Here is a 25,637-nt window from a genome sequence, read left to right as displayed (position 1 = left end):
ATCCCTGCGAAATCGCAGGAATCCTTTTTTATCCAAGTAATTCAACCAATAACGCTTTTTGTGCATGAAGTCGATTACCTGCTTGATGAAAAACAACTGAGTTCTCGCCATCAATTACCTCGTGGGAAACTTCTTCCCCACGATGAGCAGGTAAGCAATGCATGAATAAATAGTCAGGCTTCGCATGCTTCACGAGGTCTGTATTTACTTGATAATTGGTAAATGCTTTTAGACGAATTTCATTTTCTTCCTCTTGCCCCATACTCGTCCAAACGTCCGTATACACAACATCCGCTTGATTTACTGCTTCAACAGCATCGTTTGTAATCGTCACGGAACCACCTGTTTGTTCAGCGATTTCTTTCGAATACGTTACAATCTCCGGATTTGGTTCGTATCCAGCTGGACTTGCGACAGCGATATGCATCCCCATTTTTACAGCTCCAATGATGAGGGAGTGTGCCACATTATTGCCATCACCAATATAGGCAATTTTCAGACCTGTTAATGAGCCTTTACATTCCAATATCGTTTGAAGATCAGCAAGTGCTTGGCATGGATGATACATATCTGTTAATCCATTTATGACTGGAATTGACGCATGCTTAGCAAGTTCTTCAACCGTATGGTGATAATGAGTACGAATCATAATTCCATCAATATACTCTGAAAGCACCTTCGCCGTATCAGAAATCGGTTCCCCTCTTCCGATTTGCAAATCTTTTCCGTTTAAGTACATGGCTGTTCCACCAAGCTGTATCATTCCTGCTTCGAATGATACACGTGTTCTTGTGGAAGACTTATCAAATATCATTCCTAGAATTTTTCCTTTAAGTGGAGTATATGACTCCCCCTGCTTAAAAGCAGTTTTAATTTTTATCGCGTTTGATAAAAGATCTTTAATTTGATCTGAAGAGTAATCCTTTAATGTTAACATATCCTTTAAGTCAGCTGTTTTCTCAATTGTTTTAACAGAGATCATGTAAGCTTCACCTCTTTTTTCTTTGATAACCATTCATTAAGTGAATGAACGGTAAATTCCTTTACTGTTTGCCCAGCTAGGAAAGCTATCAATGTTTCTTCTTCTGTAAATGTAAGAACACGATTTTTCGTAGCTGTTTCCCTTACATTTTTGTCTTCGAGTCCTTGATCAGGGTTGTAATAAGCAATAATTGACTCTTCTTTTACTTTGTTTGCCGATAATTCATTTGCTTCTATAATTGCTTCTTCATCTATTCCAGCTTGTTTGATGTCTGACATATAACTTGGTTTTACTGCTATTTTTCCAGTTGGTCGGTCCTTCAGCAACGTGTGGAAGGATTTCTTCATGGCTTCCTCATAAGTCATTGCAAGACTTATCCCTTCCCCAGTTGATCTCATCTCTGGACTCACCTTTGAATCTAGGCCTTTTAACGCATAATTTGAAAACACCGGGTACTTTACACAAATAAATGGGAGATCATTTAAATTCAATGACTCATCATTTTTCGACAACTGGTATTTCCCAAGCAATATTTTTGTCGCAATTTGAACTAATGGTACACCTGTAACCTTACTTATAATTGGTACGGTACGACTAGCACGTGGATTAACTTCTAGCACATATACATCTTCTTGATCAATAATAAACTGTATATTAAGAAGACCTTTATATTTAAGATGAGTAGTAATTTTCGTTGCATAAGAAAGCATTTTCTCTTGTACTTTTTTCGATAAAGTATGAGGAGGCAATACAGACAAACTATCACCGGAATGGACGCCTGTTCGTTCAATATGTTCCATCACCACTGGAGCGAGAACATTTTCTCCATCACTGACAAGATCAAGCTCTGCTTCTATTGCTGGTAGAAATTGATCAACAAGGTATGGGAACTGTAAATCTGTCTCTTCAATAAATGCTTGAAGCTCACTTGATTCCTTTATAGTGACCATACCTCTTCCGCCGATTACATAAGAAGGGCGAATGAGGATTGGAAAACCAATGGAATTAGCTGCCTGATTTAGCTCCTCAACACTGTTTACAAATTGGCCTTCTAGTCTTGGGATCTTTAGTTCATCAAGAAGTTGATAAAATTTATCTCTTTCTTCAAGGATATCTATAACTTTCGAACCAGTACCTAAAATAGTTACTCCCGCTTGTTCAAGACCTTCCGCTAGGTTTATCGCTGTTTGACCGCCTAGTTGAATGATAACCTCGTTTGTTTGCTCTGCTTCTAACACATTCAAGATATCTTCAACAGTTAACGGTTCAAAATACAAACGATCAGCTGTGGCAAAATCTGTACTAACCGTTTCAGGGTTATTATTGATCATTATCGTTTCTATTCCTTCGTCTTTTAAAGCAAACACTCCATGCACGGAGCAGTAATCAAATTCAATTCCTTGCCCAATTCGAATCGGCCCACTGCCAACGATGACTACCTTTCTTTTATCTGAGGGAATTTGTTCATTTTTCCCAAAATAAGTGGAGTAAAAGTAATTCGTAACGGCAGAAAACTCAGCAGCACAGGTATCTACCATTTTATAAGCAGGCAAAACATTGTGTTTCTTACGTGTTTCTCTTAATTCAGCTTCCGTTACATTCCAAGCTTTAGCTAGGAAAAGATCACTAAATCCTTTTTCTTTAAAAAGCTGTAACTGCTCTGAAGTAACAGTTTGGAGAGTTGCTTCATAAATTTCCTTTTCGAACTGTGCAAGCTTCTTCATATAGTACAGGAAAAAGAAATCAATCTTCGTCAATTCATGCAGTGTATTTACTTCTTCTCCACGTCTCATTAGCTCCATTAAGATGAAAAAGCGCTCATCGTTTTGTTTCGCAAGTTCTACATATAATTGTTCTTTACTTAATGTTTTTAAGGAGGACATCTCTAAATCCTGTACCTTAATTTCGAGTGAGCGAATGGCTTTTAATAGTGCTCTTTCAAAGTTACGGTCAATACCCATTACCTCACCCGTTGCTTTCATTTGTGTACCCAACTTTCTCTCAATGGTTGGGAACTTATCAAATGGCCACTTAGGGAACTTAACAACAACATAATCCAATGCAGGCTCAAAGCTTGCAAACGTATCACCTGTTACAGGATTAATTAATTCGGACAACTCATAACCTACTGAAAGCTTAGCAGCCATTCTCGCGATTGGATAACCCGTTGCTTTTGAAGCAAGTGCAGAAGAACGACTTACCCGAGGATTTACTTCAATTAAGTAATAATTCTTACTTACCGGATCAAGGGCGAATTGGATATTACAACCACCTACGATACCAAGCGCGGAAATGATTTTTATCGAAGCAGATCTAAGCATTTGATATTCTTCGTCTGTTAATGTTTGAGAAGGAGCAACAACGATTGAATCACCTGTGTGGATTCCGACTGGGTCTAAATTTTCCATATTACAAATGATAATGCACGTATTTGAAGCATCACGCATTACCTCATATTCAACTTCCTTAAAACCAGCAATACTTTTTTCAATTAAGCATTGATGAATCGGACTTTCCTTAAGTCCGCCTTGGACCAATTGGAGGAATTCCTCCTCATTTGATGCAATTCCTCCACCTGTTCCACCAAGAGTGTATGCAGGTCTAATGATAATGGGGAAACCAATTTCTTTTGAAAAGCTAACTGCTTCATCAACCGTATGAACGATCTTACTTTCTGGAACAGGCTCTCCAAGTTCGTGCATTAACTGACGAAAGGCGGAACGATCCTCACCTTTTTTAATTGACTCAATGGAGGTACCAAGAACCTTTACTCCGTATTTCTCAAGAATTCCATGCTCAGCTAATTGAAACGCAAGGTTAAGTCCCGTTTGACCACCTAGCGTAGCAAGTAACCCATCTGGCTGTTCTTTTAAAATAATTTTCTCGATAACGTCTACTGTAAGCGGTTCGAAATATATAGCATCAGCAAAATGACTATCTGTCATAATGGTAGCCGGATTATTATTTACTAATATAACGCGGTACCCTTCCTCTTTTAAGGCCATGCAGGCTTGTGTGCCTGCATAATCGAATTCTGCCGCTTGCCCGATGATAATCGGTCCCGAACCGATGACTAATATGGATGTGATAGATTGATCTTTAGGCATATGCAACTTGACTCCCGTTATTTTCTTTAATTAATTGCAAAAATTCATCAAATATATATTCACCCTCTGAAGGACCTGGGTTTGCTTCAGGATGAAATTGTGTCGTTATTAGCTGATAGCTTTCGTGGTAAAATCCCTCAATCGTTGAATCATGTAAATTATAAAATCGAGTTTTAAGACCCGTTCCAGCTAAGCTTTTTTCATCTACATAATAGCTATGATTTTGAGAGGTCATAAATACAGTCTTCGTGTCCTTATCCATGACTGGATGATTCGCACCACGATGTCCGAACAATAATTTTTTTGTATCTGCTCCTAAAGCTAACCCGGCTAGTTGGTGACCCAAACAAATTCCAAGGGTCGGAAATGCTTTAATGACCTTTGAGATGTTAGGTAATAAATGTTTGAGATGCTTTGGGTCTCCAGGTCCATTGGACAATAAAATACCATCCGGATTAAGCTTTTTTATTTCTTCATAGGAGCAATTGTAAGGAACGGTTGTTACCTTGCAACCCCTTTTTAACAACGATTGTTGAATCGACTTTTTATTTCCAAAGTCCATTAATACGACATGAAAATCTCCTTCTTGCCCTTCCGTTGAGATCTGTGTTGAAGACACTTTCGATACCTTTTCCATTTCTCCGAGCTCGAAGGATTGTGGTTTATCAGAATCTGTATTAATCATGACAGGCATGGAACCCTCGTTACGGATTTGTTTTACAACTTCTCTCGTGTCCACGTGTTCAATTAGTGGAATTCCCCATTTTTGTAAATATTCACTTATCGAGTATTTAGCTTGGTAATGAGAATGATTCATACAAGCCTCATATACAATGACCCCGGCAACATGTGGTTGTTTACTTTCAAAATCTTCAAGATTTATCCCGTAGTTACCAATTAGAGGATACGTAAATACGATGATTTGATCCTTATATGAAGGGTCAGTCAATACTTCTTGATACCCAGTCATTCCTGTATAAAATACAATCTCCCCGGACACTGGTTTATTGTCTGTTTTGACAACCCATTTTCCTTCGAACGTGTCACCACTTTTTAAATGCACATATGCTTTCATTGTTCCACCTCGTAAATTGTGAATATTTATATCCAAAACTTAATTTTTATGCAATACATTGTAAAAAAGAGCAGCCATTTAGGCTGTTATATATGATTTGTGTAAGACCGCTTTAATTATATGAACCGCTTCATTTATTTGTTCCTCTGTGGCAGTTAATGGTGGCAGAAGACGGAGAACATTTTCACCAGCTGGTAATGCTAACAATCCGCTTTCTCTTAAATCCTTTAGAAGTGAACCTACCGAATGTTGTAATTCAACACCAATCATTAATCCGGATCCGCGAATCTCCTTTACAACAGAAATCTCCTTTAATTCCTGTTCAAGTAAAGCTTTCGTGTATTCACCCTTCTTAACAACAGACTCTAAAAATTCTGGAGCAAAGATCTCTTCCATCGTAGCTATCGCAGCACTAATGGAAATTGGATTACCTCCAAACGTTGAACCATGACTTCCCGGTCCAAAAAACGTTACTAGCTTCTCTGTACCGATTACTGCGCCGATTGGAAATCCACTACCTAATCCCTTTGCTGAAGTCACGATATCAGGAGATAAATCGTACTGTTGAAAAGCAAAAGGCTTTCCCGTTCTTCCTATTCCTGTTTGGATTTCATCAATAACAAATAACGCACCATATTCCTTACAAAGATTCTCTACTTCTTTAAGAAATGCCTCTTCACCAACATGAATACCGCCCTCACCTTGAATGACTTCAAGCATTATTGCAGCCACTTCATGAGACATTTCAGCCTTTAGAGATGTGATATCATTATACGGAACATAAACGAATGTTTCGAGCATGTTGCCGTAGCCTTCTTTTATCTTTTCTTGACCAGTTGCTGACATTGTCGCAAACGTTCTTCCATGGAAGGATTGTTGAAACGTAATGATTTTTGTTCTGCCCGTTGCTTTTCTTGCGAGTTTAATTGCTCCCTCATTGGCTTCAGCACCACTATTTGCAAAAAATACTGCCTCTAATCCAGCGGCATCAGCCAGCATTTTTGCAGCAAGCACTTGCTTTTCTTGAGGAAACAGATTCGATACATGCCAGAATTGATCAAGTTGTATTTGCACAGCCTTTTTCACGGCTTCCGGCTGATGCCCAAGGTTACAAACTCCGATGCCAGAAGTAAAATCTAAATATTTTTTATCATTTTTATCGTATAAATAGGAACCGATCGCCTTAGCCGGCTCCACTTCCCATCTTGCATATGTTGGAAAAAGACCACTCATTGAAGAATTCCTTCCTTTCTACAAATCTGAGTACCAAGCCATTGGTCATTCTCAAAAAATCCTTTTTTACCATTTACAATCATTACGCTCTTAAGCCCCATGTCTATCGCTGACAACGCTGACTCTACTTTAGGAATCATACCACCATATATCGTACCGTTTTCAATCAATTCACTAACTTCACGCTTATTAAGTTCTTTCTTCACTTGATTATTTACGAGAATGCCATCCACATCTGTTACAAATAAACACTGTTCAGCTTCTAAACCGATCGCAACCGCAGCAGCTGCGTAATCTGCATTTACATTTAGTTTTACGTTTTGATTATTTATCGCAATTGGTGTAATTACAGGTATATGTCCCGATTCAACCATTAGTTGTATGAGGTCTTTATTAATCGATTGGACCTTACCAACATATCCAAGCCTCGCTTTGTCTAGGTATTCTGCTTGAATTAGATTAGAATCACTGCCATTTAGACCAATAGCTTTGAGTCCTACATCATTTAGTTGTTCAACCAACTTACGATTTGTTTTACCTGTGAGCACCATTTCAGCAATTTGTAATGTTTCTTTCGTTGTTTTCCTTAATCCATTTACAAATTCAGGCATAATGTTTAGCTTCTCAAGCATGTCATTTATGTCTGGTCCTCCACCATGAACAAGCACCACAGAATAACCTTTCTTCTTCATTTCTTTGATACTATCAAAAAAACTAGAAGACAATTCGTTTAATACACTTCCACCACATTTAATTACGATCGTTGACAACTTATGTGCCCCCTTACGTTCGATAGCTCGCATTAATTTTTACGTAATCGTAAGAAAGGTCACATCCCCATGCCTTTCCTTCCCCATCTCCAAATTGTAGGTCGACAAAGATATGAATCGTATCATTTTCTAAATATTTCTTAGCGTCATCCTCTGAAAACACTTGAGGCACACTATTTAATAACATCGTTGTTTCACCAAGCTTAATATCTACCATATCAACATTCACTTCGACACCCGCTTGACCAATTGCACCAATAATACGTCCCCAGTTTGCATCAGCTCCGAAAATAGCTGTTTTCACGAGATTGGAACCTACAATTTGCTTTGCAATTTTACGTGCATCGTCATTGGAAGCTGCACCTTTTACACTCACTTCAATTAGCTTTGTGGCTCCCTCTCCATCTCGTGCAATTTGCTTTGCTAAGTCTTGGCTCGTATTCTTCAGTAACTCAAGGAAAGCTTCCCAATCCTTATGGCCCTCATGAAGCTCCTCATTACCCGCTTTTCCGTTTGCCATTACAAGTACCATATCATTCGTAGATGTATCACCATCAACTGTTATTTGATTGAAGGACTTATCTGTTACACTTTTAAGTGCTTTCTTAAGAGACTCAGGAGATATAGCGGCATCACAAGTTATAAAGCCGAGCATGGTTGCCATATTAGGATGAATCATTCCAGATCCTTTTGCTGCTCCACCCATCGTCACTAGCATTCCATCAATCTCCGTTGTATAACAACTACTTTTCATACATGTATCGGTTGTTAAAATTGCCGTTTGAAATCCTTCAGCATCTTCTTGTGTTTGACCAAATTGTATATCTGTTATTCCTGCTGCAATTCGATCCATTTGGAGGTACTCACCGATTACTCCTGTTGAAGCAACCGCTACGAAAGTTTCTTCAAGGTTCAGCTTATCGGCTGTCAGCTTTCGCATGGAATAAGCATCTTGTAAACCTCTTTCTCCTGTACAAGCATTTGCGCATGCACTATTTACAATCACTGCTTGTAGCTTACCTTTCTCCTGAATACTATGCTGAGTTACCTTCAGCGGGGCTGCTTGGAACTGATTTAATGTGTAAACAGCTGCGCTACTGGCAGGAACTTCACTATATATTAATCCAACATCTTTTCTAGAATAACGAAGTCCAGCGTGTACTCCACCTGCATAAAATCCCTTTGGTGAAACTACGCTACCACCATTTACTTTTTTTACTTGTGACACTTCCGATAAAGCTTCCATCCCTTAACCTCCTATTACGGATACAGTGGCATAAACTTCAAACCTGAATGACTCTCCAAACCAAACATGATGTTTGCATTTTGTACGGCCTGCCCTGCAGCACCCTTCATTAAATTATCGATTACCGATACAATTGTTAATCGGTTTGTTCTCTTATCAACGTGTAAACCTATATCACAAAAATTCGAACTTGATACATCCTTAATTGATGGAAAATAGCCTTGTGGTCTTACTCGGACAAACGGCTCATTTTCGTAATACGATTGATATAAATCTATGACTCTTTCTGTCTCCCAATCTGCTAAAAGCTGGACATACATCGTGGCCATAATGCCTCTTGTTAATGGAAGAAGATGAGTGCTAAAGGTGATTGGCTGAATCTCACTATTCCATACCATTAATTGTTGCTCGATTTCAGGAATATGTTGATGTTCATTCACCTTGTAAATTTTAAAATTCTCATTTACCTCTGCATATAATGTTGCTCGACTTGCTGCTCTCCCTGCCCCAGAGGTTCCTGATTTCGCATCAACGATAATACTCCTTGGGTCAATTAACCCTTCCTTTACAACAGGAGCTAACCCCAGTAACGTTGCAGTTGGATAGCACCCTGGATTGGCAACCCAATTTGCCGCTTTTACCTGCTCCTTATTCCATTCGCTTAGTCCATATACCGCTTCATCAACGATCGCCTCATTAGCAGGAGTTTTTTTATACCATTTTAGATAGTCAGAAGTATTCTTTAACCGCAAATCCCCTGATAGGTCAATGACCTTAATATCTTTTCCTTTGAATTGATCAACGAGGCTTGAAGAGACACCTGATGGAGTAGCAAAAAAGACTAAATCACTTTCATCAGCAATTTTATCAGCATCAATGCTGCTCATTTTTTTATCAATAATTCCATAAAGATGTGGATATTCATCTGAAATGGCCACTTCTTCTTTTGTTGAATGAATGGAATGTATGTCGAATTCAGGGTGTGAGTGCAATATACGGAGCAACTCAACTCCACCATATCCGGTTGTTCCGATAATTGATACTTTCATTCCTTACCCCTTCCTGAATATTATTGCATATTTAATCATTCGATTTAATTTTTATAAGTTTTAATGTACCTTATTATAAAAACTGCTAACAATAAAATCAACCAATTTTTAAAACTATTTTCATTTTTTTTAGATTATTTTTAATGTTAGTACTTCTAACAAAAAATCTGCATAAACAATTACTCCTATTGGAAGGTTTTAAGGTTGACGAAATGGATTTTTCTTTTTACAGTTAGACTAGTTAATTAAAGGGACTAGCAAACCGGTCAGGCGGGTGACATCTCCATGAATACTTCCATACAGCTACAGGATTTTATTCAAGTGGCAAGGTATACACGTAAGATTGAAAAAGGAAATTACTTATTTCATGAAGGGCAAAAGGCTGAGGAGTTATATGTCGTTCTAAAAGGGAAAATCCAAATCAGCAAAATGGTCCCAGATGGAAGAGAACTGACGATTCGAATGTGTTCTACTGGAGAGCTTATTGGAGAGATTCCTTTATTTTGTTCTTCCCCAAAGTACATGTTGGACGCAAAGATTGTAGAAGATGGTGAAGTTGCTGTCATTCATAAGGGCGATTTAGAGGAAAAGCTTAGCAAAGATCATTCTTTATCTTTACAATTTATGAAATGGTTAAATGGACAGCATAGGAGAAACCAAACAAAATTTAGAGACCTTATTCTCCATGGTAAAAAAGGGGCATTGTACTCCACACTCATTCGTTTATGCAATAGTTACGGAATTGTTCGTGAACATGGCATTGTCATAGATCAGCCTTTTACCAATCAAGAGATAGCTAATTTTTGTGGAACATCCAGGGAAGTTGCTAATCGCTTGTTAAGTGAATTACGAAAGAATAACATCATCTCCATTGATAAGGGGATGATTACGATCCATAATTTGATGTTCTTAAAAGATGAGATTGATTGTGAAGATTGTCCAATTGATATTTGCAAAATTGATTAAAAGCACTCGGCAGTGAAAAACACCGAGTGCTTTTATTTATCATACAAGCATCGCAACTGTCATACTTCCAAAAAATAATACAGCATTAACAATCTCTAAAATCCCTACTGTTTTTACTGAATAAGGCTTGCCGTAGAAGAAAATGGCTCTAAGTAAGCTTGGCAAGCTTGCTAATGCAAAGATCAAATTACCAACAATCATCCAAAGTATGACCACCAACAAATGATATCCCCATGAGATCTGTTTGAATACCTCACTCTTTTTCTCGCGAATCATGGTTTTTACATAGAATGTACTTCCTGTAAAAAAGAGAATAGAAGAGAAAAAGGCAAGCCATGCTTTGTAACTAATACCTCCCTCTCCTAAATAGCTACTTGCTAAGCCAGCAATTCCAAATACGATAATGGCACTTAAATCATTCGTTAGTGCACGGTCATTGTTTTTGCTAGAAAAATACGCATTTATGCAAAAAAACGGGATCATGATTAGTCCAAAAAGAATAATAGAAGGCCTTGTAAATAAAGGGACTAGCAAAAAAAAGAAAGACGGTAACAGGTAGATCACTGTCCATTTTTTATACAAAGAGAGTTTTTTTCTTTTAAATAATAGCAACATCGGATATGTCGCCAAATATAGTAGTAACCAACCCACAAAGAAAGGGATATGCTGCCAAAGGAAGTTGGAAGCAATCACTCCTAACCAAAAAGGGATGATTAGCATTGCCCATGCACCATGCTGTTTAGGTAAAAATAATTTCATTGTCCTCACTCCTAGTGTTGTAGCTACTTATACTATAAAAGAATGAAGGATATTAGTAAGTGAATTGAATCACAGGGCAAAAAACTGCAAAGTACATTTACACTTTGCAGTTTCCTTGATTTCTTTGTTCATTTATATATTGTACAAGCCAGGTCATAATATCGTTTTCGTTCCAAATAGGAACGTTTGGATTTATATGTAATGGTTCTTGACTTACAAACGCCATCACATTCTCTAAACTTTTAAGAGCATCAAAATCTTCTTTATTTCGTAAAAGGACAATTTTGTGAAATCTTTCATTTTTATGCCCCTCTATTACGATCACCTCTGGATTCATGCTACATAAGATGTGAATCTGTTCTTGTATATTCCATTCATCCTTCTCTACTTGAATAAGAAGTCTTCCTTCTCCCTCAACTAACGAGGCAAAGGCACCAGATTGTATATGCTCCGATGAGTCCTTTTTTTCAACTACGTCAGGTTTGCCACCATGTCCATGATGCTTAATTGTAGCTACAAATATATTTTGATTGGATAGTTCTTGTAGTAGTTTTTTAACAAATGTTGTTTTTCCACTGTTTTGAAAACCGACTACTTGGACAATGACGGGGTCTACCACGGCCATTCGCTACCTTCATGATCTTCTAGCAGTAAGACATCAACAATCGTATGGGCTTCATACCCTCTTGTTCCACCTGGTAGGATAATAAATGAATTGGCCCCAGCCAAACTCATCACGATATTTGATTTGTCTACTCCACTAGGTGCAGCCACTAACTTCCCATCAGTGATTGTTAATTTGCTCCTCACAAATCGAGTAAATGGATTTGCTTTTGGAAAATCAACTTCTAGAACTGCCTTTTCCCTTCTTAAATGTGGCTTCGGACAGTTTAACATGGTACGTATAATTGGTCTCGCAAATAACTCAAATCCTACATAACATGCAGAAGGATTTCCAGATAACCCAAATAAAATTTTCCCATCTAAATGCGCTACAGTGGTAACACTTCCAGGTCTCATAGCTACTTTATTAAAAAGGACATCCGCCCCTAATTTTTTATAAATTTGAGGCAAATAATCGAAGTCTCCAACCGAGACACCACCTGTAGTAATCAATAAATCAACCTCTTCTATAGCACTCTCTATCGATTCATAGCATAATTCGAAATCATCAGGAAGTTTCCCGAAATACTTTACTTCGGCCCCAGAACGCTCGATTTGAGCAATGATCATATGGGTATTAGAGTTTCGAATTTTCCCCGGCTGTAATTCATCCTCTACCTCAAGCAGTTCTGTACCAGTAGCAAATAAGCCAATTATTGGTTTTTTAGCAACAGGTACTTCCTTATAACCAAATGTTGCTAACATCGCTTGAATCCCAGGATTGATTTTCGTTCCTCTTTTTACAAGGACTTCTCCCTTTTTTGCATCCTCCCCAGCGAAAGAAACATTATCTCCTGGTTTATAAGATCGCTTAATGGACATATATGGTTGTCCGTTTTTCTCACTCGTTTTGGCGAGTTCTAACATAACAACTGCGTCACAATTCATAGGCATTTGTGCTCCTGTCATGATACGAACTGCCTGAAATTCACCAATTTCCTTATTTGAAACGTATCCTGCACCAATATGATCAACCACTTCGAATTCAACTGGATTGGAAAGCGAAGCTTCAGCTGAATCAACCGAACGAATAGCAAAACCATCATAAGGAGAACGATTGAAGTGAGGAACATCTGACGTGGCGACTAAATCCTCTGAAAGGAATCGGCCATAACTCTCGTTTATGGAAACTAATTCTTGTTTGCCACATATTGAATGCGACATCACTTTTTTTACTGCTTCACCAACTTGTATCGGCGTTCTTTTTTCTACCAATTAAATCAACTCCTACATGGTAAGGTCGTATGTATGTGTAATTATAAACATTTAAATAACTATAAAACAGGACTAACATCACTTAAACCTTATTTTAGCACTTCCCCTAACAATTTGAAGAAAATAGAGAACATTTAATTTGAAAGTGTGATTCACATCACCTTAAAAGAAGACAAAATCATTTATTCTTAGTTTGTAAATAAAACGTATTTTTGGAGGGCAATTAAAATGACATATCCATTTCAAACTGACTCATTAGTAAAAGATATAGTAAATGAATTTCCAAAAGCAGCAGACGTGTTTAAGAGAAACCGAATTGATTTTTGCTGTGGTGGGAATATTCCTTTAGAAGAAGCTGCTTCTGAAAAATCAGTAAACGCTAATGAAATTATTCAAGAGCTTCAACAGCTTTTTGATACGTATAAAGGAACTAAAGAAGATGTAGCCGTATGGACAGATTCAGCATCTGACGTAATTATTAACCATGTGATTGAACAATATCATCGTCCGTTAGAAGAAGAACTCGCTAACTTAAGTCCTTACGTAACAAAGGTGGCAAAGGTACATGGTGGACATCGTCCAGAATTGTTAAAGGTATACGAACTATTTTACGAACTAAAGAAAGAATTGCTTGAACACACAGCAAAAGAAGAAGAACTCGTATTTCCAATGCTACAAAAGCTTGATACTACAACTGGCGAAACTCGTAGCGAAATGATTAAAGAAATAACCGAATTAGAAAAAGAACATGATCATGCTGGAGCTATTCTAAAGGAATTAAGAGACATTACATCCGACTTCCAACCACCAATGGATGCATGTGGTACGTACCGTCTGGTTTACAAAAGACTTGAATTATTAGAAGAACAAACATTTATGCACGTTCACCTTGAAAACAATATTTTGTTCCCTAGATACATTGCGTAAGAAAAACAAAAACTACTTCACCGCCATGAAGTAGTTTTTATTTATCCCCCTATATAGGACATTTCAATTTTCTTTCTATTAGCTATTGTTTCTTCCGTTCTTTCATCGGAATAACGATCATTTCTTCTATTCCAAATGTCAGTAATTCTTTGTTCGATTTCCGAATCAGACACACCATTTCTCATAAAGTCACGAATATCGTGTCCGTTCCCATTAAACAAACAGGTAAAGAGCTGTCCATTAGCAGAAAGTCTCGAACGAGTACAGCTAGAGCAAAACGACTCAGACACAGAAGTAATAAATCCGACATCTACGTTTGAATCCTTGTAGCGATATCGCTTTGCAACTTCTCCAAAATAATCTGGATCAACTGGCTCTAACAAATAATGCTCATTCAATCGTTCATAAATTTCCTTTTTGGTCACAACGTCATCCATTTTCCATCCGTTTGTACTACCCACATCCATGTATTCAATAAAACGGAGTTGAAGTCCATTATCTTTACAAAATTGTGCCATAGGAACAATCTCTTGATCATTTAATCCCTTTTTAACAACCATATTCAGTTTGACACCAAGCCCTGCTTTTTGGGCCGCTTGAATTCCTTCTATTACAGGTCCAGTTTTCACTCCACGACCATTAATCTCACCAAAAAGCTCGTCATTCAAACTATCAAGACTTACATTTACCCTCTTTAGACCAGCAGCCTTTAATTCCTCGGCATACTTTGGCAAAAGAACACCGTTCGTTGTTAAGCCAATATCTTTTAAGCCATTTATTTTAGAGAGCTTCTCAACTAGCAAAGGAAGCTGTTTTCGAAGGAGAGGCTCTCCACCTGTGAGACGTATTTTTTCCACTCCAAGTCCCACAAAAATATGAGCCAAACGCTCAATTTCTTCATAGCTAAGTAATTCTTTTTTAGGTAAAAAAGCAAAATCGGGACCGAATATCTCTGCTGGCATGCAGTACTGACACCGGAAATTGCATCGATCGATAACCGATATTCTTAAATCTCGTAACGGACGGTTTAATTGATCAGTAATTTTATTCATGATAATCAACTCCATCGCAAGAGTATCTTGCATGCATTGTAGTATATCTTATTATAACGGTAAATCACTTTACAACATAACTATTTTATTAAACGTGAACATATTGTTACATCATGGGTGAAGTTATTGACAACAATTCTTATTACCCTCATTGTAGATGATAGAATCATTACTGTCTAAAAAAGGGTGAATCAGGATGTCAGCAGTGGTAAAAGAGACTCATTCAATAGAGATAAAAGAACTTCTTCATCTGGCTGACCGCCGTTTTATTGGAGAAAAAAATACTTTTATCTTTCAAGAAGGAATGGAAGCAGAGGAAATGTACGTCATTCTGTCAGGAAAGGTTCAGATTAGTAAAATTACATCCGATGGCAGAGAGCTGTCTTTACGAATTTGCGGTAAAAATGATATTTGTGGTGAACTAACCCTTTTTACTCATTCCCCTAAATATTTGCTTAGCGCTAGGGTACTTGAAGATGCAGAAATCGCTGCAATAAATAAGGATGTCCTTGAGAAAGAAATCTTTCAAAACAGTTCTCTTGCCCTAGAGTTTTTAAAATGGATGAGCGATCATTTTAGAAAAACGCAAACGAAGTTCCGTGATCTCGTATTAAACGGAAAGAAAGGCGCATTATACTCGACTTTGATCCGTATGACAAATAGTTATGGTGTAGAGGTACAAAACGGAATCCTTATCGATCTTCCACTAACGAACCAAGAACTTGCCAATTTTTGTGGAACTTCCCGTGAAAGTACCAATCGCATCTTAAATGAACTAAAAAAAGAGCAAATTATATCTATAAAAAAGAGCAAAATCATCGTTCATCATTTACAATATTTAAGAGACGAAATTGGCTGTGAAAATTGTCCAAAGGTTTATTGCAGCATTGAATAAATCGGAGTGCAGAGGTTTCTGCACTCTTATTTTTTATGCTTTCTTTGATCTTAATGCCTTTGGCACATAAACACAAAATGGTTCACTTTCTAGGTAATCGCCTGTCATGGCATATGCTCTTGATCGTGAGCCACCGCATACATATCTAAACTCACATACGCCACACTTGCCTTTATATTTATCAGGATTCCTTAAGTCTTTAAATATCGGTGATTCTCTGTAAATATCGGCTAACGGCTGCTCACGCACATTTCCTGCTTTTATTGGTAACAGCCCACTCGGGTACACATCCCCAATATGAGAAATAAATACAAAGCCGTTTCCATCATTGACCCCCTTGGGAGCTCTTCCTAACCCATCAATACTTCCTGTTAACCCCTGACTAGTTAAGGCATCCAAATAAGATATATTATCCTTATTCTTCTCTTCTTTCATTTTTTGCTGAATAAACACACGTCGGTAATGTTGAGCAGCTGTCGTTTTTATATCAAATGGTACGCGTTTACTCAGGTCCTGAAGCCAGATAAATACTTTTTCATGCTCTACTGGAGAAATCATATCTTTCTCTTGTCCTCTACCAGTTGGCACTAAGAAAAAGACACTCCATAAAACACATTGCAGCTTCTCGACTAGTTCAGCCATCTCGTCTAAGTATTCATAATTGTAACGAGAGATCACCGTGTTGATTTGAATCGGTATTTCAAGTTCATGGAGATACTGAATTCTTTCTATGGTTAAGTCAAATGAGCCTGCTGTTCCACGAAAATGGTCATGTATTTCAGCAGTCGGGCCGTCTAAACTAAAGGCCCATCGTGAAAGACCTACCTCCTTGGCTTTTTTGATTGACTCTTTTGTGACATTTGGCGTGGCACTTGGTGTCATCGATACGCGCACACCTTTTTTTACCGCATACTCGGCAATAGCAAATACATCTTTTCTCAAAAGCGGATCTCCGCCTGTAAATACGAGCATGGGATTATTCATTTCATATATTTCATCTATTAATTTTTTACCTTCTTCAAAGGTTAATTCCCTTGGATCGGTTTTATACTGTGCTTCTGCACGGCAGTGAAGGCATTTTAGCTGACAAGCTCTCGTTAACTCCCAAATAACAATAAACGGATCTTTGTTAAAGTCTCGACTGACAATCACAATGAGGACCTCCTGACAAAGCACAACTTTTATGAATCATATACGTCCATTGTAAAGCCATCTTCTCTTGAAATAAGTGAACTAGCTCACAGTTTTAATAAAACTTATTAGTTTCCATAAAAAAGCTAACCGCATGGGCGGTTAGCTTCCTTCCTATCGAATACCAAGCGCAATCTTTGCGTATCTTGACATTCTGTCTTTCGACCACGGCGGGCTCCAGACGATATTTACTTCTGTCTTTTTTACTTCAGGAATATCACTTAGTGCTTCTTTTACATTTTCTACAATAGAACCTGCTAATGGACACCCCATTGAAGTTAACGTCATTGTAATGGTCGCTGTACCTTCTTCGTCCATCTCAATATCATAAACAAGGCCAAGGTTCACAATATCTATTCCAAGCTCTGGGTCAACAACTAATTCCAAAGCCCCCATAATACTATCTTTTAAATCTTGATCCATTATAATCACTCCTTAAAGTTCAACTCTATTTACATGATAACAAATTGGTTTACATAAGTTATAATATAATGATTATTTTTCTGCCGAAGTGACGTACATCATACTTGATGAAAGTAAATGCTTTTCAAACCACTCAACGGTTTTTAATAACCCTTCTCTGCTGACCTTATGATCCGCCTTTTCATCACTTATAAACTGAAGTAATTGAGGGGTTTGTTGATAGTCTTTCTTAATGCTCTCATAGTAATCATGCGCATATGAATACGGAACAACATTGTCCCTTTTCCCATGCCAAAATAATAGTGGTCTTCCCATTAATTTTTCTGGTTGTTGACTTAAATCTTTTTCTCGAAGACGATTAAATAATTCTTCAATAGCTGACTGCTCCATTGGCAGTTCTTTACCTTGATTTTTCAGCTCCGCAATTTGCGCTTTTGCAAGCTTTTCATAATAAGGCATACCCATTAGACTTACAGCTGTATGAATCCATGGATATTTTGTTAATGCTCCTAAAGTAACAATACCTCCCATTGATGTTCCAACAACACCTATTTTTTCTGAATCAATTAACTGATTTTCTTCAAAGTGCTTTTTTAGTTCATTTAGTTCGGAAATGGTTTGTAAAACTATTTCCCAAAAATGAAACTGCAGCTGGGAACTAGTTTCTTCCGTCTGTCTCTCCCCATGATACAGACAGTCTGGTAGTATCACACGAAACCCTTTATCAGCCAGTAAATAGGCATAATGCAAATTATATTCCTTCGCACTTGTAAACCCATGTATAAAAATCACGAGAGGGAGCTTCTTATCAAACAGGTTCGCACGAGCCAAATGTAATAACGGAATCTCCCCTATTTGTTTATTTTCAACAGAAATCACAAAGAAAACCTCCATTAATAAGTTGAATTTTTTTACAGAAGGGAAGCAATATTGTTAACATAAGAATATGTACAACATTTTTTTATTAAGAATTTCTATATTTTAGTGTATCATGTGGACAAGTATTTTCCTAAAGGTTTACACTTAACCTACTACGTCATGAATCGAGGGATAGACATGAGAGAAAAACATTTAATTGCTTTAGACCTTGATGGTACTTTATTAAAAGACGATAAGACCATTTCTGAAAAAACAAAAAAAGTCCTTAATAGCGCGAGAGAACAAGGACATGAGATTATGATTGCTACGGGGAGACCATTCCGCTCAAGTGAAATGTATTACCACGAATTAAATCTTACGACTCCCATTGTTAATTTTAATGGTGCATTCATTCACCATCCACGTTCTAACCAGTGGGGAGCATATCATACCCCATTAGATATTGAAGTGGCAAAAGATATTGTTGAGGCACTCGACTCTTTTTCCTTTCACAATATTATTGCTGAAGTCATTGACGATGTGTATTTTCATTATCATGATGAAAAACTTTTAGATATATTCGGTTTAGGAAAACCGAATATTACAACGGGTGATTTACGAAGGTTCTTAAAAGAATCACCAACTAGTATGCTCATCCACACAGAAGAAGAGCAGGTACAGGAAATCCGTAAGCATTTATCAGCTGTTCATGCAGAGGTTATTGATCATCGTCGATGGGCTGATCCTTGGCATGTAATTGAGATTGTCAAATCAGGTCTGAATAAAGCGGTTGGACTTAAAAAGGTATCAGAGTTCCTACATATTCCAAAGGAAAGAATTATTGCATTTGGTGACGAGGATAATGATTTTGAAATGATTGAATATGCTGGTAGAGGAATTGCAATGGGTAATGGCATTGAACAATTAAAGACCCTTGCAAATGAGGTTACACTTACTAACGAAGAAGATGGCATTGCTATCTACTTAAATGATTATTTAAACTTAAAAGCATTGTAACAATATATACAAACCCTCCCATTTTTTCTTCTAGTAAGCGAGCGAATTAGTGAGCATACTAACTCTTGAGGTAGCAAATGTGTTACTTCAAAATAGCTCGGATATGGAGGGATTTGCAATGGGTAAACGCAATAAATCAAAACGCTTTGTACAACAAGGTGTAGATGCAGTATCCAAGCATGATGATCGTATCCCATATCACACAACGTATGCAGAGGCAGAAGCACAAAAGATGGCAAATGTGAAAGAATCATCACTAGGTGGAATATAATGGGAAATAGACTATTTATCGAAGCCAGAAAAGCAGTTGACCTTGCCAAAAATGCAACGGGCAGCGGCCAGTATGAAGCGATATCACGAGCCAAAAATGCTTTATCTTCTGCATATGCTAACTCCACTGTAGCTGAACAAGCGCAGCTGCGAGAAATGCAAAACGAGCTAGAAATATAAAAAGGAAAGGCTGACGTGCTCGTCAGCCTTCCTTTTTATTCAAATACCTCTAGAACCACTGGGTGTGATTGTTGGATTTCACCCTTTTCGGATTTCGTATACAAATTCATAATCAACGAACCATTTTTCGGAAGTTTCTCTTTTGGGATTGAGATAGTAATCACAAAAGGATAGGCATTACCGAAGGCTTTTCCTGTTTGTATTTTTGTTTCCTCGATAAACTGTGTATGTCCATCTTCTACGGAATAATAAAAATAATCTTTACCAATATGAGCATCTCCTCGTACTTTGTAATTCCCACTCCCTCCATCTACAACAATATTTTTAAAAGCAGCTTCCTCTTTTGCATAGCCCATTGATGGAATAAGAATAAACATTATGGTGATCATAAAAAGCCATTTTTTCATTGTTTTCCCTCCAGTAATTATTCTTTTCGAAAGAAACCAAAGATTCCTGCTGTTTGTACAATATTAGTAAAAGCATTAGGATCCACTGACTTAATGATGTGTTCAAGATCAAATAATTCATAACGAGTAATGACTGTTATTAGCATTTCTTTATTTTCATTTGTAAATGCACCCTTTGCAGGAACAGTTGTAATCCCTCGAACAAGCTTTGAATGAATGGCTTGTTTCATCTCATCCGATTTCTTTGTAATAATCATGGCTGTCAGCTTTTCATGACGCGTGTGAATGGTATCTATTACCCTTGTAGATACATATAATGTGACTAGTGTGTATAAAGCCTTTTCCCATCCGTATAAAAAACCTGCTGTCACAATGATTGCACCATTTAACATAAAGAAATAGGTTCCAACGGGTTTATCCTTCATTCTTGATAAAACCATCGCGACAATATCCATTCCTCCTGTAGACGCTCCCCACTTTAAGGTAATCCCGGTTCCAACAGCCGCAATTACTCCTCCAAAAACCGCATTTAGTAAAATATCTTTAGAAACATTAATGATTGGGACGATTTCTAAGAAAAAAGACATTAGAAACACACTAATAAAACTGTAAATGGTGAATGATCGACCTACCTTCTTCCAGGCTAAAATAGTAACAGGCAGATTAAGAATAAATAACCAAACCCCAGTTGTCATGAAATTTCCAAATACACTAGACAATAGCTGTGCTACGCCCACAAAACCACTGGAGTACACATTAGCCGGGATTAAGAAAAAATTCATTGCCACTGCATTTAATATCGCTCCGATCGTTACAATGATTATTTTTTTCGTATGCAGATAAATCAATGACTTTCCCCTCCTCGAAAACTCTATTTTTCCTATTATGAGCAAACTCCACTACAATTAATTGTATTTCTCTTATTATTTCTTTAAACTAAAGATAAGATTACATAGTTATTGGAGTGTGATAGGCATGTCGATCAAATTAATGGCTGATTCGGCTAGCGATTTGCCGCTTAACTTTTTTGCTGAACATAATGTAACCATGTTACCACTGAAGGTACATGTAAATGAGCAAGAGTTCGAAGATTTACTTACGATTAATCCCGAAACGGTTTACGAATCCATACGAAACGGAGATCTCCCCAAAACATCACAAGTATCTCCAGCTGTATTTGAAAAACAGTTTACTGAGCTAGCGATCAACAAAGAATCTGGTCTATACATAGCTTTTTCTTCCGAATTATCTGGAACGTACTCAACAGCAGTGATGATACGTGACCAAGTAAAAGAACAATATCCTGATTTGGACTTGACGATTATTAATTCAAAATGTGCATCACTTGGATGTGGATTAGTTGTTATGGAGGCAGCCAGACTTCTAAAAAATGGTGCTACTAAGGAACAAGTTATTGCCTCTTCAGAATTTCTATGTAAGCATATGGAGCATCTCTTTTCAGTGGATGACCTTGACCATTTAGCTAAAGGCGGAAGGGTTTCTAAAGCCTCTGCTTTCGTTGGCGGTCTATTAAATATTAAGCCGCTCTTAAATGTGGAAGATGGGAAACTAGTACCCATTGAGAAAATTCGTGGCAAGAAAAAATTAATGCGTCGAATCATTGAAGTTATGAAAGAACGAGGAGAGTCACTAGATAAGCAAGTTATCGGAATTAGTCATGCCGATGACAAAACAACCGCGGAAGAAATGAAAACCATGATCATCGATGAATTCTCACCTCAAGATGTTTATATCTCAGATATTGGGGCTGCAATTGGGTCACATACAGGACCAGGAACGATTGCCATATTCTTTCTAAATAAGCTTCATTCGTGACTTGCATACTTCTCCTTTTCCAACAGAAACTAAAAGAAGCCTTGAATTTTGAGGTAGATTGTTTACTAGGAAAGGGGATCTTTATGCCACATACTTCAGATAATGATAAAAAAGCAAAAGACAAAAATGCTATGAGACATGAAAAGGCCATGGAATCAATGAAAAATCGACAAGCCGGAAAAAAATCATTTTCAAAAAAGACTGATCACTTGTAAGAAAAAAATGACGTGGTTACTCCACGTCATTTTTTTCTTCTTTTTTATACGTCCAAAAATCTTCTTGATAAACTAGCCCATTCTTCATTAATTTTCCTAATGCACGCTTAAAAGCAGCTTTACTTAAACCAAAACGCTCTTGAATATCTTCTGGCATACTTTTATCGCTATAAGGCATTGCCCCGTTTCTAAGCAGTAGATATTCATAAATCTTATTGGCATCTTCGTCGAGAGCTTCCTGTTTACGAGGAATTAAAGAAATATTAACGGTTCCATCTTCTTTCACGTCAATAATTCGGCCTTCTACTTTTTCACCCAGCCTAGGCTCGACTTTCCGCTGTGACTCATGAACAAAGCCTTTAAACCCTTCTACCGTATATACCCAAGTGCCTACCTTAGCAGTTCTGTACACATGGCCTTGAATATTTTTATTAAAATCCTTTGATGTAGCTTTAATACTGATGTCTGTAATAATAGGATCAGTCGCAGCTTTTACATAAATTCGGTTATTTTTATTTACCCGAAGTGTGATGTATAAAAGATCATCCACAGTTGGCCAAACAGACGTATGTACAGGAAGGTCCTCTTCTCCTAATAACACATCCTTTTTTATTCCAATATCAATAAATACACCAATTCCAGGCTTTACTTCGACCACCTTCGCCCAGCCATACTTGCCGACTTGAACTTCTGGTATGTAAGTGGTTGCTGTAATACGATCACGAGAGTCGATATAAAGGAAAACCTCAATTTCTTGGTCCTCTGTTAATTCCGTATTTTCAACCATTTCATTTTCATGTAACAGAACGTCTTCTTCCCCATTGGTTAAAAAATATCCAAACGCAGCCTGCCTTGCAACCGTCAGGGTTGTGACCTGTCCAATGTAATCAGTTAGTGACATACACTACCTCCTAAAATTTATCTATATCTATACATTAACCTTATCTATCGTTTATAAAACGGCGAGAAAGTTGTTTGAACTGCTATATTTTACTATAATGAACCCATAAAGGGAAACTGAATAAAAGTTACATAAAATTTTTTTGACTGTAGGAGGATCATATGTCTAAAGAAAGTTCATTCGATATTGTATCAAAGGTAGATTTTTCAGAGGTAACAAATGCCATTTCACAGACAATGAAAGAAATTTCTACTCGCTATGATTTTAAAGGAAGTAAGAGTGAAGTATCACTGGATAAGGAAGAATTAGTACTTATTTCGGATGATGAGTATAAGCTAGATCAACTCAAAGATGTGCTGCTAAGTAAATTAATCAAACGTGGCGTTCCAATCGGTAATCTCGATTATGGGAAGCTTGAAGGGGCTTCTGGCGGAACCGTCAGACAACGTGCCAAGCTTGTTCAAGGAATTGATAAAGAAAATGCAAAAAAAATTAATACGATTATTAAAAATAGTGGTGTTAAGGTCAAAAGCCAAGTTCAAGATGATCAAGTTCGTGTAACTGGTAAGAATCGTGATGATCTTCAAAAGATTATTTCTCTTGTAAAAGAAGCAGACTTAACCGTAGAAGTACAATTTACAAATTATCGCTAGTATTAGAAATCTGCCGAGAACTTCGGTAGATTTTTTTATTTGGTTTTACATAATCTCTCCTTTTTTAACATCTAAAAGTTGTATACTAAATCGTATAAGAACATGTTTTGGAGGTTCATCCAATGAATTACAAAAAGATAAAACCGAAAAAAATTTATGAAGAAGTTGCTGATGCCATACACGATATGATTAAGTCAGGACAATTTAAACCTGGTGATAAGCTTGATTCGGTTCAGCAACTAGCCGAGAACTTTCAGGTTGGACGCTCAACCATTCGTGAAGCATTAACCGCTTTACGTGCTATGGGCTTAATAGAAATTCGGCAAGGTGAAGGAACTTACGTAAAAGAGTTTGAATCGGGACAAGTAAGTCTTCCCCTCTCTACCGCTATATTAATGAACTTACAGGATACTCAAAATTTACTCGAAGTCCGAAAAATTTTAGAAGCTGGAACATGTTACACAGCAGCTCAAAAAAGAACAGAGGAACATTTGCAAACCATCGAAACCGCTCTGAAAGAAATGCAACTCGCTAGCGGGAATGAAGAGCTTAATGAACAAGCAGACTTAGCCTTTCATATGTCAATTGCCGATGCCACTCAGAATCCTTTACTTGTAAATTTAATGAACCATGTATCAGGACTTATTGGTGAAACCATTAAGGAAACTCGTCGCCTTTGGCTCTTTTCTGAACAAATCACTGTTGACCGTCTGTATGAAGAGCATCACAATATTTATATAGCAATAAAAGAACAAGACGGAGAAAAGGCACGTGCACTTATGCTAGATCATCTTGAAAATGTAGAAAGTGTGCTTTATAAAAACTTAAAATAATCTTCATACACTTCTAATAAAAATGAATGAAGAGATTTTTCAGAAATTTTCGTGTAATCCCTTTCAAGAAATACTATAAATATAGTATTATTGTTATTAATTAATCTATTTTGAACAGGTCATCAGATGACCTGACTTTAAAAGGAATTGGAGACAAACTATCATGAAAGTTACCCTTTTTGCCACATGCCTTGTTGATATGTTTCAAAGCAATGTAGGAAAAGCAACGGTTGAATTGCTAGAGCATTTAGGCTGTGAAATTGACTTCCCAACAGCTCAAGTTTGCTGTGGTCAGCCCTCCTACAATAGCGGATATGTAAAGGAATCAAAGGAAGCAATGAAGACAATGATTAACACGTTTTCACATGCTGAATATATCGTTTCACCTTCAGGTTCTTGCGTTGCCATGTTTCATGAATATGAGCATATTTTTAAAGATGATCCAGTTTGGGGACCGAAAGCAAAGGAACTCGCTTCCAAGTCATATGAATTAACACAATTTATTGTTGATGTATTGAAAATAGAAGATGTTGGTGCTCGTTTTAAAGGTAAAGTGACATACCACACTTCATGCCATATGACTAGATTACTAGGGGTCAAAAAAGCTCCGATGGTCCTTCTATCAAATGTAAGAGATTTAGAATTTACAGAGTTACCAGGAAAAGAGCAATGCTGTGGATTTGGCGGAACTTTTTCTGTAAAAATGGCACAGATCTCTGAACAAATGGTTGATGAAAAAGTCGCTCACGTGGAAGAAACCGGAGCAGATTATTTAATTGGAGCTGACGCTGGCTGTTTAATGAATATTGGCGGGCGTATTGAACGGAATTTAAAGCCAATTAAGGTATTACATATAGCCGAAATATTAAATAGTCGCTAATGGGAAACAAGGAACCTTGGGGAGGGATAAAGAA

28 protein-coding genes are annotated in these 25,637 nt (G+C 37.3%); 11 read left to right on the top strand and 17 right to left on the bottom strand.

All coding sequences use genetic code 11. The annotated features are described in order from the left end of the window. Positions 1-28: 28 nt before the first annotated feature. The 7 genes from argF to argC form a co-directional block, all read right to left on the bottom strand. Positions 29-982 (bottom strand): ornithine carbamoyltransferase, encoded by a 954-nt coding sequence (gene argF, locus MKX65_RS06545; protein ID WP_340902873.1) that lies wholly within the window; start codon positions 980-982, stop codon positions 29-31. Beyond that, positions 979-4,089 (bottom strand): carbamoyl phosphate synthase large subunit, encoded by a 3,111-nt coding sequence (locus MKX65_RS06540; RefSeq protein WP_340902871.1) that lies wholly within the window; start codon positions 4,087-4,089, stop codon positions 979-981. The genes argF and MKX65_RS06540 overlap by 4 nt, the downstream gene beginning before the upstream one ends. Next, positions 4,082-5,164 carry a carbamoyl phosphate synthase small subunit gene (locus MKX65_RS06535; RefSeq protein WP_160546408.1) on the bottom strand — a complete coding sequence of 361 codons (1,083 nt, stop codon included), beginning with the start codon at positions 5,162-5,164 and terminating at the stop codon, positions 4,082-4,084. Before MKX65_RS06535 ends, MKX65_RS06540 begins: the two co-directional genes overlap by 8 nt. Before the next feature lie 78 nt (positions 5,165-5,242). Continuing rightward, entirely contained in the window at positions 5,243-6,397 is a 1,155-nt protein-coding gene (locus MKX65_RS06530; protein WP_340902869.1) for an acetylornithine transaminase, read from the bottom strand. Beyond that, positions 6,394-7,167: an acetylglutamate kinase gene (gene argB, locus MKX65_RS06525; protein WP_160546410.1), complete on the bottom strand. Its 774-nt coding sequence runs from the start codon at positions 7,165-7,167 to the stop codon at positions 6,394-6,396. Before argB ends, MKX65_RS06530 begins: the two co-directional genes overlap by 4 nt. A 13-nt stretch (positions 7,168-7,180) precedes the next feature. Continuing rightward, entirely contained in the window at positions 7,181-8,413 is a 1,233-nt protein-coding gene (gene argJ, locus MKX65_RS06520) for a bifunctional ornithine acetyltransferase/N-acetylglutamate synthase (RefSeq protein WP_340902868.1), read from the bottom strand. 14 nt (positions 8,414-8,427) lie between these two features. Continuing rightward, entirely contained in the window at positions 8,428-9,462 is a 1,035-nt protein-coding gene (gene argC / locus MKX65_RS06515) for an N-acetyl-gamma-glutamyl-phosphate reductase (RefSeq protein WP_340902867.1), read from the bottom strand. Between the two features lie 285 nt (positions 9,463-9,747). On the opposite strand from argC, the gene MKX65_RS06510 reads away from it, so the two are divergent. Next, positions 9,748-10,428 carry a Crp/Fnr family transcriptional regulator gene (locus MKX65_RS06510; RefSeq protein ID WP_160546413.1) on the top strand — a complete coding sequence of 227 codons (681 nt, stop codon included), beginning with the start codon at positions 9,748-9,750 and terminating at the stop codon, positions 10,426-10,428. Between the two features lie 39 nt (positions 10,429-10,467). Here MKX65_RS06510 and MKX65_RS06505 read toward each other — a convergent pair whose 3' ends face one another. The 3 genes from MKX65_RS06505 to MKX65_RS06495 all read right to left on the bottom strand — a co-directional run bounded on the left by MKX65_RS06505 (position 10,468) and on the right by MKX65_RS06495 (position 13,065). Beyond that, on the bottom strand, positions 10,468-11,187 hold the full coding sequence (locus MKX65_RS06505; RefSeq protein WP_160546414.1) for a YwiC-like family protein: 720 nt from the start codon (positions 11,185-11,187) through the stop codon (positions 10,468-10,470). Between the two features lie 97 nt (positions 11,188-11,284). Beyond that, positions 11,285-11,812, bottom strand: a complete 528-nt coding sequence (gene mobB, locus MKX65_RS06500) for a molybdopterin-guanine dinucleotide biosynthesis protein B (RefSeq protein WP_340902866.1) — start codon at positions 11,810-11,812, stop codon at positions 11,285-11,287. Beyond that, on the bottom strand, positions 11,800-13,065 hold the full coding sequence (locus MKX65_RS06495) for a molybdenum cofactor synthesis domain-containing protein (RefSeq protein ID WP_160546416.1): 1,266 nt from the start codon (positions 13,063-13,065) through the stop codon (positions 11,800-11,802). The genes mobB and MKX65_RS06495 overlap by 13 nt, the downstream gene beginning before the upstream one ends. Before the next feature lie 228 nt (positions 13,066-13,293). On the opposite strand from MKX65_RS06495, the gene ric reads away from it, so the two are divergent. Continuing rightward, positions 13,294-13,992, top strand: a complete 699-nt coding sequence (gene ric / locus MKX65_RS06490) for an iron-sulfur cluster repair di-iron protein (RefSeq protein ID WP_160546417.1) — start codon at positions 13,294-13,296, stop codon at positions 13,990-13,992. 41 nt (positions 13,993-14,033) lie between these two features. On the opposite strand, the gene moaA is transcribed toward ric, so the two are convergent. After that, the gene (moaA, locus tag MKX65_RS06485; protein WP_160546418.1) at positions 14,034-15,044 is read right to left on the bottom strand and encodes a GTP 3',8-cyclase MoaA; all 1,011 of its coding nucleotides are present in this window, start codon (positions 15,042-15,044) and stop codon (positions 14,034-14,036) included. A 196-nt stretch (positions 15,045-15,240) separates the two neighbouring features. On the opposite strand from moaA, the gene MKX65_RS06480 reads away from it, so the two are divergent. After that, the gene (locus MKX65_RS06480) at positions 15,241-15,939 is read left to right on the top strand and encodes a Crp/Fnr family transcriptional regulator (RefSeq protein ID WP_340902865.1); all 699 of its coding nucleotides are present in this window, start codon (positions 15,241-15,243) and stop codon (positions 15,937-15,939) included. A 33-nt stretch (positions 15,940-15,972) separates the two neighbouring features. On the opposite strand, the gene MKX65_RS06475 is transcribed toward MKX65_RS06480, so the two are convergent. From MKX65_RS06475 to yjfP, 3 genes are all read right to left on the bottom strand, one after another. Beyond that, positions 15,973-17,091, bottom strand: a complete 1,119-nt coding sequence (locus MKX65_RS06475; RefSeq protein WP_340902864.1) for a TIGR04053 family radical SAM/SPASM domain-containing protein — start codon at positions 17,089-17,091, stop codon at positions 15,973-15,975. Positions 17,092-17,244: 153 nt separating this feature from the next. Beyond that, the gene (locus tag MKX65_RS06470) at positions 17,245-17,553 is read right to left on the bottom strand and encodes a metal-sulfur cluster assembly factor (RefSeq protein WP_119707221.1); all 309 of its coding nucleotides are present in this window, start codon (positions 17,551-17,553) and stop codon (positions 17,245-17,247) included. A 72-nt stretch (positions 17,554-17,625) separates the two neighbouring features. Then, a complete protein-coding gene (gene yjfP, locus MKX65_RS06465) occupies positions 17,626-18,432 on the bottom strand; it encodes an esterase (protein ID WP_340902863.1) in 807 nt (268 codons plus the stop codon). Between the two features lie 177 nt (positions 18,433-18,609). Here yjfP and MKX65_RS06460 point away from each other — a divergent pair, with 177 nt between their 5' ends. The 3 genes from MKX65_RS06460 to MKX65_RS06450 all read left to right on the top strand — a co-directional run bounded on the left by MKX65_RS06460 (position 18,610) and on the right by MKX65_RS06450 (position 19,878). Then, complete coding sequence (locus MKX65_RS06460) at positions 18,610-19,428, top strand: Cof-type HAD-IIB family hydrolase (protein ID WP_160546421.1); 819 nt, start codon at positions 18,610-18,612, stop codon at positions 19,426-19,428. A 118-nt stretch (positions 19,429-19,546) separates the two neighbouring features. After that, entirely contained in the window at positions 19,547-19,699 is a 153-nt protein-coding gene (locus MKX65_RS06455; RefSeq protein ID WP_162927704.1) for a hypothetical protein, read from the top strand. Further along, positions 19,699-19,878: a DUF3813 domain-containing protein gene (locus MKX65_RS06450; RefSeq protein WP_160546422.1), complete on the top strand. Its 180-nt coding sequence runs from the start codon at positions 19,699-19,701 to the stop codon at positions 19,876-19,878. Before MKX65_RS06455 ends, MKX65_RS06450 begins: the two co-directional genes overlap by 1 nt. Before the next feature lie 35 nt (positions 19,879-19,913). On the opposite strand, the gene MKX65_RS06445 is transcribed toward MKX65_RS06450, so the two are convergent. Both MKX65_RS06445 and MKX65_RS06440 read right to left on the bottom strand, forming a co-directional pair. Then, the gene (locus MKX65_RS06445) at positions 19,914-20,285 is read right to left on the bottom strand and encodes an intracellular proteinase inhibitor (RefSeq protein WP_160546423.1); all 372 of its coding nucleotides are present in this window, start codon (positions 20,283-20,285) and stop codon (positions 19,914-19,916) included. Between the two features lie 17 nt (positions 20,286-20,302). Beyond that, positions 20,303-21,133, bottom strand: a complete 831-nt coding sequence (locus MKX65_RS06440) for a YitT family protein (RefSeq protein ID WP_160546424.1) — start codon at positions 21,131-21,133, stop codon at positions 20,303-20,305. A 127-nt stretch (positions 21,134-21,260) separates the two neighbouring features. Here MKX65_RS06440 and MKX65_RS06435 point away from each other — a divergent pair, with 127 nt between their 5' ends. Both MKX65_RS06435 and MKX65_RS06430 read left to right on the top strand, forming a co-directional pair. Next, positions 21,261-22,121, top strand: coding sequence for a DegV family protein (locus MKX65_RS06435; protein WP_160546425.1), 861 nt, complete (start codon positions 21,261-21,263; stop codon positions 22,119-22,121). Positions 22,122-22,204: 83 nt separating this feature from the next. Continuing rightward, positions 22,205-22,336 carry a DUF3941 domain-containing protein gene (locus MKX65_RS06430; RefSeq protein ID WP_160546426.1) on the top strand — a complete coding sequence of 44 codons (132 nt, stop codon included), beginning with the start codon at positions 22,205-22,207 and terminating at the stop codon, positions 22,334-22,336. Between the two features lie 16 nt (positions 22,337-22,352). Here the strand turns inward: MKX65_RS06430 and MKX65_RS06425 are convergent, their stop codons facing one another. Further along, positions 22,353-23,237, bottom strand: a complete 885-nt coding sequence (locus MKX65_RS06425; protein WP_340902862.1) for a CvfB family protein — start codon at positions 23,235-23,237, stop codon at positions 22,353-22,355. A 161-nt stretch (positions 23,238-23,398) separates the two neighbouring features. Here MKX65_RS06425 and MKX65_RS06420 point away from each other — a divergent pair, with 161 nt between their 5' ends. From MKX65_RS06420 to MKX65_RS06410, 3 genes are all read left to right on the top strand, one after another. Further along, entirely contained in the window at positions 23,399-23,890 is a 492-nt protein-coding gene (locus MKX65_RS06420) for a YajQ family cyclic di-GMP-binding protein (RefSeq protein ID WP_160546428.1), read from the top strand. Positions 23,891-24,012: 122 nt separating this feature from the next. After that, a complete protein-coding gene (locus MKX65_RS06415; protein ID WP_340902860.1) occupies positions 24,013-24,723 on the top strand; it encodes a FadR/GntR family transcriptional regulator in 711 nt (236 codons plus the stop codon). Positions 24,724-24,886: 163 nt separating this feature from the next. Then, positions 24,887-25,603, top strand: a complete 717-nt coding sequence (locus tag MKX65_RS06410) for a (Fe-S)-binding protein (RefSeq protein ID WP_340902859.1) — start codon at positions 24,887-24,889, stop codon at positions 25,601-25,603. Positions 25,604-25,637: the final 34 nt, after the last annotated feature.

This window comes from Robertmurraya sp. FSL R5-0851, assembly GCF_038002965.1.
Taxonomy (GTDB): Bacteria; Bacillota; Bacilli; order Bacillales; family Cytobacillaceae; genus Robertmurraya_A; species Robertmurraya_A beringensis.
This window is presented reverse-complemented; position numbering and strand designations above follow the sequence as displayed.